The following is a 12932-nucleotide window of genomic DNA, read 5'->3' as shown; positions in this document are numbered from 1 at the left end:
TTCTCAACCCTGTGCGAGGGCGCTGCCCTCGCACGGTACTTGTGTTGATAGATTAGCCCCACTTCGCACCAGACTCTTCCGCCCCCTCAAAGCACCTCTCGCTCAAACCACCCCACCCGCCCGATCCCCGGCAGCTTCACCGCAAGGTCCAGCGGATCGATCCCCACCGTCAGCCCCAGCAGATTGATCTCCACCCCCTCCTCCAGCGCCAGCAGCAGGCCGGCCACGCCGAACAGGCTGATCTGCCAGCCGGTGCCGCTCGGCGCCCGCGCGAACAGGCCGCGCCCCAGATAATCCTTGCCCAGTGCGGTCGACGGCAGGTCGAGCCGCAGTTCCGGCACGGCGCGGGCGACCCAGGCGGCGAAGGTGTTGCTGTTGGGGCCGGGCCAGACCCGGTACTCGCCGGCATAGGGATAGCGGCCGGCGGCCTCGGCGATCTTGGGGATGGCGGCCTCGGCGGCCGGGCCGCGCAGTTCCGCCAGCAGGGCGGGCTGGGCGCCGAACCAGCGCCCGTCGGGGTCGCGGTTGCTGACGGAGACCACCGACAGGCCGCGATAGGCGCGCCAGCCGATCACCTCATAGACCGTATAGCTGCGGGCGCCGGCCGGCTTCACCGCGAACCAGGGATGCACGCCGAAGGCGCCGCGCCAGGACAGGACGCGGGCGGCATAGACCTGGACCACCGCCTCCGGCGTCGTCGCCGCATCGGGGGCGAGGCCCACCGGGCTGCGGTCGATGCGGCTCCAGTCGACCGCCGTCGACACCGCCCCGGAGGCAAGCAGGAAGACCGGTCCGGCAAGCAGCAGGACCAACATCAACAGAAATGCCAGCAGCACCCTCACAGCCCTCTCGCCCTGCCCCGCCTGGGCTCCACGCCCGTCTTCCATGTAGTCACTCGGGAACCGGATTTCCGGTGACAGCGGAAGGACAGAGCCCGGAAGCCGTTCCGGCGGCGGGCGGTCAGATGCTGTAATCGCCCTGCTGCAGGCTCTGGTCCATGGTCAGCGCCGGGGCCGGTTCGTCGCGGCACCAGCCGACGATCCTGGCCGGCACGCCGGCCACCGTGGCGCAGCCGGGGACGTCCTTCAGCACGACGCTGCCGGCGCCGACCTTGGCATGGGCGCCGATGGTGATGTTGCCCAGCACCTTGGCCCCGGCCGACAGCAGCACGCCGTCGCGCACCTTGGGATGGCGGTCGCCGTGCTCCTTGCCGGTGCCGCCCAGCGTGACGTTCTGCAGGATCGACACGTCGTTGCCGATCACCGCGGTCTCGCCGATCACCACGCCGGTGCCATGGTCGATGAACACGCCGCGCCCGACCGGCACCGCCGGGTGGATGTCGACGGCAAAGGCCTCCGACACCCGGCTCTGCAGGAAATGGGCGAGGTCGTGGCGGCCCGTCCGCCACAGCCAATGGGCGACGCGGTGCCATTGCAGGGCATGGTAGCCCTTGAAATAGAGGAAGGGCGTCAGGCAGCCGTCGGCGGCCGGGTCGCGCGCCAGGATGGCGGCGAGGTCGGCGGCGGCGGCATCGACGATGGCCGGATCGGCCTCCATCGCGTTGCGCACCACGGCGGCCAGCCGGTCCTCCGGCATGGCGCGGTCGGCCAGCTTGCGCACCAGCAGGGCCGCCAGCGCCGGGCCGAAGCCGTCGCGCGCCAGCACCGCGTCATAGAGATAGGGGGCGAGGCCGCTTTCCTCCTCCGCCACGCGGGCGGCGTCGGTACGCAGGCGGCGCCACAGCGACTGTTCGACCGTCTCGGCCGCCTCCCGCATCGTGACGTCCAGGCTGTCCATCGCCATCACCCTTTCCCGCAAGCCCGACCGCTCCCGCATCCGCCATGCGGGGCGCAAGGCAGCTACTGTGGTGAGCCGCCCCCGGTGCGGTCAAGGCCGTTGCCGTCAATGCTGCCTCCCGTTGCATCGCCTTCCGTCGCATCACCCCCTGCTGGGCCGCCGGCATGAGCCCGCCGGAAGGCCTGCGGCGACCGTCCTTCGCGCTTGGCGAAGAAACGGGAGAAATAGGCCGGATCCTCGAAGCCCAGGGCATAGCCGATCTCCGCCATGCCATGGCTGGTGTAGATCAGCGAGCGCCGTGCCTCCAGCATCAGCCGGGCATGGACCAGCTGCAGCGTCGACAGGCCGGTGACCCGGCGGCAGGCGGCGTTCAGCCGTCCGGGCGTGACCCCCAGCGCCGCGGCATAGCGCTCCACCGGCCAATGCCGGCTGAACCGCTCGTCGATCATCGGCCGCAGCCGGGCGAGCAACCGCAGGTCGGGCGACACCCCCGGCCCGTCGCGCCCGGCTTCGTCCCGCCGCCGGTCGGCCGCCAGCCGCAGCGCGGCGACCAGCAGCAGCATCACCTGCGCCGAAATCGCGCTGGCCCGGCCGGCATGATGGGCGCGGAACTCCCGCCTGATATCGGCGAAACAGCGCTCCAGCGCCGCCGCCTCGTCCGACCCCGCCTCCAGGTCCCAGGCTCGCGGCAGGGCCGGGGCTTGGCGCAGTTCCGCCTCCGGTGCGGCGGCCAGCACGCCGGCCAGGAACCCTTCCGACATGGTCAGCACATGGCCGTCGGTGCCGGGATCGAAACGGAAGCCATGCACCACCTGCGCCGGCACGACGATCAGGGTCGGGGCGCGGAAGACCACCTCCACCCCATCCACGGTCAGCAGCCCACCGCCGCCCGTGACCAGCAGCGCATGGCTCAACCCGTCATGACGGTGGGGGCGGACCTCCCAATTGTACAAGCGCATCCGCTCCGGGATCGTCTCGATATGGACGAAGCGCAACTCCGGCACGGCCGGCGGTTCGCCGTACAACCAGTAGCGGGGAATGGGTTCGCTGCCGTGACCCGAATGGGCGGACATCGCACGGCCTCCGGTGGGGTGTCCAGGCTCTGGCGATGAAAAGTACAAGCCTTTCGCCGGTTCGTCTATGTCCGGCCTCCGACCCCTGGAATAGCATGAACACCAACAATCGGCATTGCCAATGATTTGCAAAGGCGTGCCGGCCCCTGCTCCTCAGGAGGGCGAGAGACATGCACCCGACCAAATCATCCCGCACCCAGGTCGCCATCGTCGGCGCCGGTCCGGCCGGCCTGTTCCTGTCCCATCTGCTGCACCGCCAGGGCATCGAGTCGGTGATCCTGGAACACCGCAGCCGCGAGGAGATCGAGGGCACCATCCGCGCCGGCGTGCTGGAGCAGTGGGTGGTCGATCTGATGACCGACATGGGTCTCGGCGATCGCATGAAGCGCGAGGGCCATTTCCATTCCGGCATCACGTTGCGTTTCGACCGCAGGAGCCACCACATCGACATGGCGGAACTGACCGGCGGCAAGCGCGTCACCGTCTATGCCCAGCACGAGGTGATCCGCGACCTCGTCTCCGCCCGGCTGGAGGATGGCGGAACCATCCTGTTCGGCGTGTCCGGCGTGGAGTTCCTCGAGCTGGACGGCAAGGCGCCGCGCATCCGCTTCCGGCGCGGTCCGGATGGCCCGGTGGAGGAGCTCCGCTGCGACTTCGTCGCCGGCTGCGACGGCTTCCACGGGCCGAGCCGGCAGGCGATCCCCGCCGCCGCGCGCACCGAATACCAGATGGTCTATCCCTTCGGCTGGCTCGGCATCCTGACGGAGGCGCCGCCGTCGCACCCTGAGCTGATCTACGCCAACCACGAGCGCGGCTTCGCCCTGCTCAGCACCCGTTCGCCGGAGGTGCAGCGGCTTTACCTCCAGGTCGATCCCAAGGACGATATCGCCAACTGGTCGGACGACCGCATCTGGTCCGAACTGCACCGCCGGCTGGAGGACGAGGGCGGCTGGACCCTGAAGGAGGGGCCGATCTTCCAGAAGGGCATCATCGCCATGCGCAGCTTCGTCTGCGATCCGATGCAGCATGGCCGCCTGTTCATCGCCGGCGACGCCGCGCACATCGTGCCGCCGACCGGCGCCAAGGGCCTGAACCTGGCGGTCGCCGATGTTCTGGTGCTGTCACGCGCCCTGGCCGCCCATTACAAGTCCGGCAGCATGGACGGGCTGGAACGCTACAGCGCCACCTGCCTGCGCCGCATCTGGAAGGCGGAGCGCTTCTCCTGGTCCATGACCACCATGCTGCACCGGAACGAACGGGAATCGCCCTTCGAGCAGCGGGTGCATCTGGCGGAACTGGACTATCTCGTCCATTCCCGCGCCGCCATGACGGCATTGGCGGAGAATTACGTCGGACTGCCGATGGAGTGAACGAGCGTCGCCTCCGGCTTCCACCCCCCGAAATTCCCCTCCCCGCCCCCTGGCCCTTCCCGCGCACCCGCGCCATCATTGCCTTCAACCGGCACTCAAAGGCCGGCACTCAAAGGAAAGCCCAGGCGATGAAGCAGGTGATGTTCGTAGAACTCGGCATGGGGGTGGACCTGCACGGCCAGGACGTGACCAAGGCCGCCGTCCGTGCCGTGCGCAACGCCATAGAGCGCAACTCGATGCCCGGCATGCGCGCTCTGGTGGACGGCGATACCGGCAAAATGCAGGTGCGGGTCCACCTTGCCGTGCCGGCCGATGCCGACCGGCTCGACCAGGAGGCGGTGAAGGCGGTCTTCCCCTATGGTGCCGTCAGCATCCACGTCACCAGCGGCGGCATGCTGGCGCCGAGCGGCATCTTCCTGGCCGACAAGAACGACCGCAACGAGCAGATCTACGTCGTCAACGCCGCCATCGAGGTCGGGATCTGATCGGAAGCCGTCAGGCGCGGCCGTTGCGCATCCCGGCAACGACGGCAAGGTCCGGGCGGTTGCTCAGAGCGCGGTAGGCATCGGTCTCGACCCCATGGGCGGCGACACGCCCGGCGCCGTCATGGTGCAGCCCCCAGCCATAGTGCTTCACCAGCGGCGACGCCCGCAGGCAGGCCTGCGGCTTGGCGAAGAGGCGCTCCCGCGCCGCCTCGCGGTCTTCCGGCGGGATGCAGTTGCGGAGCATGTGAACCTCCAGCAGCAGCTCGTCGCTGGTCAGGCCATAGGGCCGCGCCAGCAGCAGGGAGAGCTGCAGCGCGCCGATCGTCCCGACTTTGGGCGGAACGGTGCCGGCCCTTGCCTTGCAGTCGGCGGCGGCCGTGATGAAGGTATCGACGTAGTTCGTGGACATCCCGGGATTCCATGCGACCGTGCTGCCGGGCAGTATAAAACAGATCGGGCGCAAGCGTCCCGGCCATGGGTAATTTCCTTCAATACCGGCCCCCGTCCGACCCGCGACAGTCCACCGGCCCGACCATCGCCAACAAGGGAAAGCCGGACGTGACACGCTGTGCCTTCATCATCGACCATGCCCTGCCGACGGGGCTGATCGCCAACACCGCCGCCGCCCTGTCGATGACGCTGGGGAAGGCGCGGCCCGATCTGGTGGGCTGCGACCTGCAGGATGCCGACGGCGTCGGCCATCCCGGCATCACCACCATCGTGATGCCGATCCTGGTCGCCGACGCCGGGGGCCTGCAGGCGCTGCGCCGGCAGGCGGCGGAACTGGAATCCGACGGGCTTCGCGTGATCGGCATGACCGACGTCGCCCAGCGCGCCAAGAGCTACGACGAGTATGGCCGGCGGCTCGCCGCCACCCGGCAGGAGGAGTTGCGCTATCTCGGCCTCTGCCTGCACGGACCGGCGGCGCTGGTGCGTTCGCTGACCGGCTCGCTGCCGTTGCTGAAATAGGGGCGGCCGATGACGACCCTCTACCTGTCGATGGCCGGCTTCGCGCTGGCCGCATCGATCTCGCCCGGCCCGGTCAATGTGGTGGCGCTGTCCAGCGGGGTCGCCCACGGCCTGCGCGCCACCCTGCCCCATGTCGCCGGGGCCACCCTGGGCTTCGTCCTGCTGCTGCTTCTGGCCGGCCTCGGCCTTGCCGAACTGTTGCGCGGCTGGCCCGCCGCCGCCACGCTCGCCCGCTGGGCGGGGGTGGCCTTCCTGTTGTGGATGGGCTGGGGATTGTGGCGGAGCCCCGGCAAGGTCGCCGCCGGAGCCCCGCCGCCGGCGCCGTCCCTCCTGCAGGGAGCCGCCATGCAATGGCTGAACCCGAAGGCCTGGGTCGCCGCGCTGGCCGGGGTCGGTGCCTATGCCGGGGACGATCCGGCCCGGCTCTGGGTCTTCGCCGCGCTTTACTTCCTCATCTGCTCCCTGTCCGTCGGCAGCTGGGCCTATGCCGGCGCCCGGCTGCGCCATCTGCTGGGCGACGAGCGGCGGATGCGCCTGTTCAACCGCGGCATGGCCGCCCTGCTCGCGGCCAGCGCCGTCCATATCGGCATCGCCGCCTGATCGTCACCCCCGGCGCATGTACTGGCCGGGAGTGGCGGCGACATGCCGCTTGAAGGCGCGCTGGAAATGGGCTTGGTCGGCGAAGCCGGCGTCCAGCGCGACCTCCACGATCGGGCGGCCGCGCTGCAGCTCGCGCTTGCCGAACTGGATGCGGCGGTTGATCTGGTAGGCGTGCGGGGTCAGCCCATAGCGCGCCTTGAAGGACCGCACCAGATAGGAGGTCGACAATCCCGACACCGCGGCGATGTCGGCCAGCCGCAGCGGCTGCGTGCAATGGGCGGAGATGAAGTCGGCCGCCCGATCCAGTGCCGCATGTTCGCCGCCGTCCGGCCCGCCGGCGGCTCCTCCGCCCAGCGCCTCGCACAGCCCGGTGAAGAAGGACCGGGCCGCCTCGTCCTTCGCGGTACCGTCGGGCACCGGATCGAACAGCAGCCCGAACAGCCGGCCCAGCCGGTCCGCCACTTCCAGATCGCGGCTCACGGACGGGGCAAGGGGCCGGAACCGCTCCTCCCCCTCCACCGCCGCCAGCCATCCGGCATCGGCATACAGCATGCGATAGGACCAGGGCCGCCCGCCGAGCGGGTTGCAGGCATGCGCCTCGTCCGGGTTCATCAGCACGACGGTGCCGCCGGAAATGCGGTGGCAGTCGCTGCCGATGCGGAATTCGCTGATGCCGCCGGTCACCAGCCCGATGGAGAAGGTCGGGTGGCTGTGCCAGCCGTAGCAGACTCCATGCCCATCCTCGATGCTCCGCGCCTCCAGATGCGGAAGCGAGGAATCGCGCCAGAAACGGTGAAGATTGCTCGATGCACGCGCCATGGCCGGCCGGTCCCGCACAGGAAATGTAGCGGCACCGATCTTAGGACGGGAGGATGGCGACCGCCACCGTGCGGTGCGGTCCGCCCGGTTCAGCCCTTCCCCTCGCGCATCTTCGCCGGAGACACCCCGAACCAGCGGCGGAAGGCCCGGCTGAAGGCGCTGACCTCCGAATAGCCCAGCAGCGCGCCGATATCGGCGACCGGGACATGGCGCTGGCGAACATAGACCGCGGCCAGATCGCGCCGCCCCCCCTCCACCAGATCGGAGAAGCTCAGCCCCTCGTCGGCCAGCCGGCGCTGCAGGGTCCAGCGGGCGATGCCCAGCCGGTCGGCGATGTCCTCGACATAGGGCGGGCCGTCCGGCAGCCGCGCCCGCACCTCCGCCTTCACCCGATCGAGCAGCGGCGGCGTGCCGGTGCCGCGGGCGATGTCGATCAGCGTGCCGCACAGCCCCGTCAGCCGCGCCATGTCGCCGCCGGGCATGCGGCGGTCGAGTTGGCGGTCGCGCAGCAGGATGGCGTTGGTGCGCTGGCCGAAATGGGCGGGCGCGTCGAACAGCGCCTCGTGCTGGCGCCAGCCTTCCGGCTTGGGATGCTCGAAATGCACCTCCTCCGGCATCCACTGCGGGCCGAGGCAAGCGCGCACCACATTGGCGAACATGCCCATGGTCAGCTCGGCATCCTGCCGCCGCTCGACGATGCAGCCGTCGAGGATGCGGTATTCCAGCCGCAGCAGCTCGCCCTCGCGGACGAAGCGTGTCTCGGTCGCCTGCTGGTGGAAGGGGAACAGCCGGGCCAGATGGTCGAGTGCGGCTCCCAGGGTCGGCGCCGCCAGCGCAATGGAGCCGATCAGCCCCAGCATCTCGGGCTGGAACTGGCGGCCGAACATCAGGCCGAAATTGTCGTTGCCGGTCTCCGCCGCCGCCACCTCCATCATCGCCACATAAGCGCGGAGGTCGAGCGCCATCGTCGGCTGGCCGAGCGCCCGCTCCTCCACCCCGGCGCGGTGGAACACCTGGTCGGGACAGCCGCCCTGCGCGGCGATGAAGCCGGACACCCCGGACGCCGCCGCGGCCAGGATGTTGTGTTGCCCAGTTCCTGTGCGACCCCCGCCAAGCTGGCCGGCAGTCTGCCCAATAGTCGGTCGGTGCGGCGTCATGACACAGCCCCTCGCAGCCCTTTTGCCGCAACGCAGCAAACATCGTGCCGGAGCTCAGGCTGACAGAAACCGTTCGTATGGGAAATTATACGATGGATCTACGATTCGCCTCAGGCACAGGTGCGCCAGGGTCGGAAGGCTCAAGCCGCCCTCGGCATTCCTCCACCGGACCCGCCGCCGGGGGAGCCTGTCACCCGATGGCAATGACGCAACCGGAAGGCCGTCACCAGCGCCAGCACCCCGAAAGCGATCAGATAGGCCGCGACACCCCAGGCGAGCGCCAGCAGCCCCAGTGCCGGCAGCACCCACATGCCGAGGCCGAACAGGATCGACATCACGCCGGCGACACCCCAGGCCCATTTCCCATGGGTGCGGTCCAGGCGCCAGGCGCCCATCACCTCGGCCAATCCGGTGATGACCGACCAGGCCGCGATCAGGAACACCAGGGCGAACAGGCTGGCGGCCGGCCACAGGGCGGCGACGATGCCGGCGATCAGGCTGACGATGCCTTCCAGGATGAAGGGAAGCGAGCGGTCCTGGTGGCGGGAGGCGCGGATGCCGGCCAGGATGGCGAAGACGCCGTCCAGCAGCAGATAGGCCGAGACGGTCAGCGCCAGGGTCGCCACCGTCACCCCTGGCATCAGCAGTGCCAGCATCCCCAGCAGGATCGCCGCCGCCCCGCGCAGGGCCAGCGCCCACCAGTTGCGCGCCAGCACCCTGTTCATGCTGCGCAGGCGGTCCACCGGTTCGAGGCCCGGCCGGCCGCTCCCGGCCTGATCCGCCGGATCGTAGGACATGGAAAGCCTCCCGCTGCCGTCAGCTGCACTGACAACAGGGGGCGAAGGGCTTTGTCGCTCAGTTGTTGCGGCCGAAATCCGACCCGCGCGCCGGCTCCTTGAAATAGAACATGTCGCGGTCGAAGGTGACGTCGGTGCGCGGGTTCAGCAGGGCCACCTCGGTGGTCAGTCCCTGGGCGTCCAGCACCCGCCACTTGCGCAGCTGGAAGGGACGATCCTCGAACACCAGGGTCAGGGTGCCCTTGCCGGGGTCCTTGGTCTCCAGCAGGCTGACCTCGACCACGCCGGGGGCCTGGAAGACGTCGGTGACGGTGACGTCGCCCGACAGGCGGATGTTCTTGCGCAGGATGAAGTCGGCGAGCGTCGAACCGATGGGGGCGCTCGACTGCTGGCGCATCTCGCCGTCCCAATAGAAGACGAAGCTGCCGTCGGCGACGATGAAGTCCTTCAACGGCCGGTCATATTCCAGCCGCATCCTCCCGGGCCGCCAGAGGGAGAAGGTGCCGGTCGCCTGCCGCCCGTTGGGCGCCACCTGCAGGAACTTGGATTGCAGGGTGGTGATGCCGTTCAGATACTCCTCGACCTTGGCGACGACCGCCTGGTCCTGCGCCGACAGCGAGACGGGGGTGGCCGGGGCGGCTTGGGCGGAGGGAGCGAATGCCGCCGGCAGCGAGGCCAGAAGGGTGGCGGACAGCAGGGCGACGGAAAGGCGGCGAAGCACGGTCTTCATCCTTGGTCGTAGTGGCCCGTATTGCTTGGCCGGGCAGTGTGGCGGACATAAGGCGTCCGCCCTCCGCTGCCAAGGAGCACCAAAGGCGGGACCACGGAAGTGAGGTCAGGCAGGCGGTGAGTTTTCAGGGGCTTTTCTCGGCTGTCATCCCCGCGAAGGAGGCTGTGAAGAAATCGGTGACTCGCTGGGAGAAGCCCCAAGTTCGAACCACGTCGCGTTGAATCGCATCGTGCGCTTTCCTCGGCCGTCATTCCCGCGAAGGCGGGAATCCAGCCTTTACAAGCACTTGTGTTGGAAATCCTGGTTCCCCGCCTCCGCGGGGATGACGAGTGGGAGATGTGCACGCCTGCCAGATCAGGGCTTCCTCATATAAGTTCGATTTCTTCACAGGCTCCTTCGCGGGAATGACGGCCGAACGAGGCTCATGATGGGAGCCAATTTCACAATGGCTGCCCCCTGATCATCCGCGGCAGGTCGCCGACCACCCCCATCGCGTGCTTCATGAAGAAGCGCTTGACCGGCGGCAGCCGGTTGATCACCGCCATGCCCAGGTCGCGCGCCAGCTTCACCGGCGGGATGCTGTTGGAGAACAGATGGACCAGCCCGTCGCACACCGCCGCCAGCAGCACGGTGTCGAAACGGCGCCAGCGTTGGAAGCGGGCCAGCACCTCCGGCCCGCCGACGTCGAGGCCGAGGCGATGGGCATCCACCACCACCTCCGCCAAGGCCGCGACGTCGCGCATGCCCAGGTTCAGCCCCTGCCCGGCGATCGGGTGGATGGCGTGCGCCGCCTCTCCCACCAGCGCCAGCCGGTCGGCGATGAAGCGGTCGGCCAGCAGAACCGACAGCGGCCACGCCTCGCGCTTGGTCAGCAGCGTGATCTCACCGAGATAGCCGCCGGACCGCCGCTGCAGCTCGTCGACGAACTGGTCGTCGGGCAGCTTCAGATAGGTGTCGACCAGCGCGGTCTTCTCGCTCCACACGATGGAGCAGCGGTTGTCCGTCATCGGCAGGACGGCGAAGGGGCCGTTGGGCAGGAAATGCTCGACCGCGACGCCCTTGTTCGGTTCGGTGTGGCGGATGGTGCAGATGATGGCGCTCTGGTCGTAGGACCAGCGCCGGACCTTGATCCCGGCGCTGTCGCGCGCCATCGAGCGCCGCCCGTCGGCGCCGACCAGCAGCCGGCCGCGAACGATGCGCCCGTCGGCCAGCCGGACCGAGACGCCCGACCGCGTCCGCTCCACCGCCATCGCCTTGGCAGGCGCCAGATGGACCAGGCCGGGCAGCTCGGCCACGCGGGCGAACAGGGCGCGGCGAATGTCCTGGTTGTCCAGGATCCAGCCGAAGGGCTGGTGCTTGCCCTCCATCGCCAGTTCGGTGTGGTCGTAATGGATGAACAGGGGCGAGAACTGGTCGGCGATGCGGATGTCCAGCATCGGTCCGGCTTGGTCGGCCATGTGGTGCCAGACGCCCGCCGCCTCCAGCACCATCTTGGAGGCATAGGAGATTGCGGTGGTGCGGATGTCGAATTCGCGGTCGCCCATGCGTTGCGGGCTGTCCTGGTCGATGCAGACCACCGGCACGCCGGCGCCGGCCAGCGCCGCCGCCATGGTCAGCCCGGCCAGGCCGCCGCCCAGCACCACGACCTCCGTGGTGATGTCGCCGCCCGGCGGGGGGACGGTCGCGTTGCCCGATTCGGTGCCCGGTACGGCCATGATGCTCGCTGCCTTCTCGCCTTCGATGCCTGTGCGCCGGTAGCCGGCCGGGCTTGAGCCGCGCCGGCGCCATCGCGCGGTCAGACAATTGTCGCCCAGGACCGTCCTGTCCAGTGTCCAGTCCCCGGTCGACGGATGCCGATCGCCGGACGGAGTATCGATGAACTTTTTTTAGGCAAATGCCGCCCTTTTAAGCGCCCAATCAACAGGCATATTCCCATCCTTTCAGCGCCTTTCAACCGGCACGATTCTTGTAGTCGTTGCTTTTTGCGGTCGACGCGAACAGGCTTGGGCCATCGGCGGAAGGACGGTACGGTGTCTGGCCGGACTGGAACCGCAACGGGGCGGCCACAGCCTTGCACGCGGCCGGAACAACGCTCTAAGGGGAAGCCACATGAAACTGGTTATGGCCATCATCAAGCCGTTCAAGCTCGACGAAGTGCGCGAGGCGCTGACGTCGCTCGGGATCCAGGGCCTGACCGTCAGCGAGGTCAAGGGCTTCGGCCGCCAGAAGGGCCAGACGGAAATCTACCGCGGCGCCGAATATTCCGTGAGCTTCCTGCCCAAGGTGAAGGTCGAGGTCGCGGTGTCCGACGACCAGTACGAGCAGGTGGTGGAGGCGATCCAGAAGGCCGCCAACACCGGCCGCATCGGCGACGGCAAGATCTTCGTGCTGGAGATCGCCCAAGCCGTGCGCATCCGCACCGGCGAGACCAACGCCGAGGCTCTGTAAGGCTTCCGGCCAAGGCGGGTCCGCTCCTTCCGGCGGGACCGGACCCGGCGGGCGCGCATCTCGCGCGCCTGTCCGCTCTCTTCAGCCGCCTTCGATCCGGCCGGCAAACGCGTCCGCCGCCAGCGCTCGGACATAGTCGCGCAAATCGGCCGGCCAGTCCGCGGTCAGCGCGTCGAACCGATTGCGGTCCGCGGCATAGAGCGCCCGCACCGCCTCCTCATAGCCCGGCCGGTCGCCTGCCAACTCCAGCATGACGCGATAGGCGGCCTCCTGCGCCCGGCGCACGCGGTCCTTCGCTTCGTTCCCCTTGCGCGCCTCGTCCACCAGCTTACGCAGCGCCACCGACGCCCCGCCGGGCTGGGCGTTCAGCCACTCCCAATGACGCGGCAGCAGCGTCACCTCCCGCGCCACCACTCCCAGCTTCGGCCGTCCCGGCCCCCGCGGCGGGGGAGAAAGACGCCACGCGACTTCCGCATCGCTTCCCCGCAGATCGAGGTCGACCGGCTTGCCGGTGGCGTCGTCGAACACCAGAACCGGCGGTCCGTCGGGCTCCGCGCCCAATGCCGCCCGCAACGCCCGTGCAACGCTCAGGGCATCCCCGGCGGCAAGGCGGCGCTCGCCGCGGAAGGCGGTGCAGAGGGTTTCGGCGGTCACGGACATGATCGGAACTCCGGCTGTGAGGACCAT

The 12932-nt window shown here is 69.1% G+C and carries 15 protein-coding genes; 5 read left to right on the top strand and 10 right to left on the bottom strand.

Annotated features, from left to right (window positions below; all coding sequences use genetic code 11):
• Positions 1 to 86: 86 nt before the first annotated feature.
• From JHL17_RS07135 to JHL17_RS07125, 3 genes are all read right to left on the bottom strand, one after another.
• On the bottom strand, positions 87 to 815 hold the full coding sequence (locus JHL17_RS07135) for a DUF3750 domain-containing protein (protein WP_247893373.1): 729 nt from the start codon (positions 813 to 815) through the stop codon (positions 87 to 89).
• A gap of 145 nt (positions 816 to 960) precedes the next feature.
• Positions 961 to 1803: a serine O-acetyltransferase gene (gene cysE, locus JHL17_RS07130; protein WP_200191508.1), complete on the bottom strand. Its 843-nt coding sequence runs from the start codon at positions 1801 to 1803 to the stop codon at positions 961 to 963.
• Between the two features lie 56 nt (positions 1804 to 1859).
• Entirely contained in the window at positions 1860 to 2870 is a 1011-nt protein-coding gene (locus JHL17_RS07125) for a helix-turn-helix domain-containing protein (RefSeq protein ID WP_200191506.1), read from the bottom strand.
• Between the two features lie 170 nt (positions 2871 to 3040).
• On the opposite strand from JHL17_RS07125, the gene pobA reads away from it, so the two are divergent.
• Both pobA and JHL17_RS07115 read left to right on the top strand, forming a co-directional pair.
• The gene (gene pobA, locus JHL17_RS07120; RefSeq protein WP_200191504.1) at positions 3041 to 4240 is read left to right on the top strand and encodes a 4-hydroxybenzoate 3-monooxygenase; all 1200 of its coding nucleotides are present in this window, start codon (positions 3041 to 3043) and stop codon (positions 4238 to 4240) included.
• Between the two features lie 128 nt (positions 4241 to 4368).
• Positions 4369 to 4725, top strand: coding sequence for a Lin0512 family protein (locus JHL17_RS07115; protein ID WP_200191502.1), 357 nt, complete (start codon positions 4369 to 4371; stop codon positions 4723 to 4725).
• Between the two features lie 10 nt (positions 4726 to 4735).
• Here JHL17_RS07115 and JHL17_RS07110 read toward each other — a convergent pair whose 3' ends face one another.
• A complete protein-coding gene (locus JHL17_RS07110) occupies positions 4736 to 5134 on the bottom strand; it encodes a DUF6157 family protein (protein WP_200191500.1) in 399 nt (132 codons plus the stop codon).
• Positions 5135 to 5283: 149 nt separating this feature from the next.
• Between JHL17_RS07110 and JHL17_RS07105 the strand changes: the two genes are divergently transcribed.
• Both JHL17_RS07105 and JHL17_RS07100 read left to right on the top strand, forming a co-directional pair.
• On the top strand, positions 5284 to 5694 hold the full coding sequence (locus JHL17_RS07105; protein WP_200191498.1) for a DUF2000 family protein: 411 nt from the start codon (positions 5284 to 5286) through the stop codon (positions 5692 to 5694).
• A 9-nt stretch (positions 5695 to 5703) separates the two neighbouring features.
• On the top strand, positions 5704 to 6294 hold the full coding sequence (locus tag JHL17_RS07100) for a LysE family translocator (protein WP_200191496.1): 591 nt from the start codon (positions 5704 to 5706) through the stop codon (positions 6292 to 6294).
• Between the two features lie 3 nt (positions 6295 to 6297).
• Here the strand turns inward: JHL17_RS07100 and JHL17_RS07095 are convergent, their stop codons facing one another.
• From JHL17_RS07095 to JHL17_RS07075, 5 genes are all read right to left on the bottom strand, one after another.
• Positions 6298 to 7113: an AraC family transcriptional regulator gene (locus JHL17_RS07095; RefSeq protein WP_200191494.1), complete on the bottom strand. Its 816-nt coding sequence runs from the start codon at positions 7111 to 7113 to the stop codon at positions 6298 to 6300.
• Between the two features lie 89 nt (positions 7114 to 7202).
• On the bottom strand, positions 7203 to 8168 hold the full coding sequence (qhpR, locus tag JHL17_RS07090) for an AraC-like transcriptional regulator QhpR (protein ID WP_345773765.1): 966 nt from the start codon (positions 8166 to 8168) through the stop codon (positions 7203 to 7205).
• Between the two features lie 242 nt (positions 8169 to 8410).
• The gene (locus JHL17_RS07085; protein WP_200191490.1) at positions 8411 to 9067 is read right to left on the bottom strand and encodes an HdeD family acid-resistance protein; all 657 of its coding nucleotides are present in this window, start codon (positions 9065 to 9067) and stop codon (positions 8411 to 8413) included.
• A 58-nt stretch (positions 9068 to 9125) separates the two neighbouring features.
• Positions 9126 to 9797, bottom strand: coding sequence for a LolA family protein (locus tag JHL17_RS07080; protein ID WP_200191488.1), 672 nt, complete (start codon positions 9795 to 9797; stop codon positions 9126 to 9128).
• 440 nt (positions 9798 to 10237) lie between these two features.
• Positions 10238 to 11512 (bottom strand): UbiH/UbiF/VisC/COQ6 family ubiquinone biosynthesis hydroxylase, encoded by a 1275-nt coding sequence (locus tag JHL17_RS07075; protein ID WP_200191486.1) that lies wholly within the window; start codon positions 11510 to 11512, stop codon positions 10238 to 10240.
• Positions 11513 to 11906: 394 nt separating this feature from the next.
• Between JHL17_RS07075 and glnK the strand changes: the two genes are divergently transcribed.
• Positions 11907 to 12245, top strand: coding sequence for a P-II family nitrogen regulator (gene glnK, locus JHL17_RS07070; RefSeq protein WP_012977707.1), 339 nt, complete (start codon positions 11907 to 11909; stop codon positions 12243 to 12245).
• A gap of 81 nt (positions 12246 to 12326) precedes the next feature.
• Here glnK and JHL17_RS07065 read toward each other — a convergent pair whose 3' ends face one another.
• On the bottom strand, positions 12327 to 12905 hold the full coding sequence (locus JHL17_RS07065) for a DUF2239 family protein (RefSeq protein ID WP_200191484.1): 579 nt from the start codon (positions 12903 to 12905) through the stop codon (positions 12327 to 12329).
• Positions 12906 to 12932 lie beyond the last annotated feature (27 nt).

This window comes from Azospirillum endophyticum (genome assembly GCF_016595245.1).
Classification (GTDB): Bacteria; Pseudomonadota; Alphaproteobacteria; order Azospirillales; family Azospirillaceae; genus Azospirillum; species Azospirillum endophyticum.
Note: the sequence above shows the minus strand (reverse complement) of the source record. Positions and strands in the feature narration are given on the sequence as shown.

What these genes read in the sequence shown, in the direction of transcription:
- JHL17_RS07135 (WP_247893373.1), bottom strand. Translation starts at nt 815, where the DNA reads ATGTTGGTCCTGCTGCTTGCCGGACCGGTCTTCCTGCTTGCCTCCGGG.
- cysE (WP_200191508.1), bottom strand. Translation starts at nt 1,803, where the DNA reads ATGGCGATGGACAGCCTGGACGTCACGATGCGGGAGGCGGCCGAGACG.
- JHL17_RS07125 (WP_200191506.1), bottom strand. Translation starts at nt 2,870, where the DNA reads ATGTCCGCCCATTCGGGTCACGGCAGCGAACCCATTCCCCGCTACTGG.
- pobA (WP_200191504.1), top strand. Translation starts at nt 3,041, where the DNA reads ATGCACCCGACCAAATCATCCCGCACCCAGGTCGCCATCGTCGGCGCC.
- JHL17_RS07115 (WP_200191502.1), top strand. Translation starts at nt 4,369, where the DNA reads ATGAAGCAGGTGATGTTCGTAGAACTCGGCATGGGGGTGGACCTGCAC.
- JHL17_RS07110 (WP_200191500.1), bottom strand. Translation starts at nt 5,134, where the DNA reads ATGTCCACGAACTACGTCGATACCTTCATCACGGCCGCCGCCGACTGC.
- JHL17_RS07100 (WP_200191496.1), top strand. Translation starts at nt 5,704, where the DNA reads ATGACGACCCTCTACCTGTCGATGGCCGGCTTCGCGCTGGCCGCATCG.
- JHL17_RS07095 (WP_200191494.1), bottom strand. Translation starts at nt 7,113, where the DNA reads ATGGCGCGTGCATCGAGCAATCTTCACCGTTTCTGGCGCGATTCCTCG.
- JHL17_RS07085 (WP_200191490.1), bottom strand. Translation starts at nt 9,067, where the DNA reads ATGTCCTACGATCCGGCGGATCAGGCCGGGAGCGGCCGGCCGGGCCTC.
- JHL17_RS07080 (WP_200191488.1), bottom strand. Translation starts at nt 9,797, where the DNA reads ATGAAGACCGTGCTTCGCCGCCTTTCCGTCGCCCTGCTGTCCGCCACC.
- JHL17_RS07075 (WP_200191486.1), bottom strand. Translation starts at nt 11,512, where the DNA reads ATGGCCGTACCGGGCACCGAATCGGGCAACGCGACCGTCCCCCCGCCG.
- glnK (WP_012977707.1), top strand. Translation starts at nt 11,907, where the DNA reads ATGAAACTGGTTATGGCCATCATCAAGCCGTTCAAGCTCGACGAAGTG.
- JHL17_RS07065 (WP_200191484.1), bottom strand. Translation starts at nt 12,905, where the DNA reads ATGTCCGTGACCGCCGAAACCCTCTGCACCGCCTTCCGCGGCGAGCGC.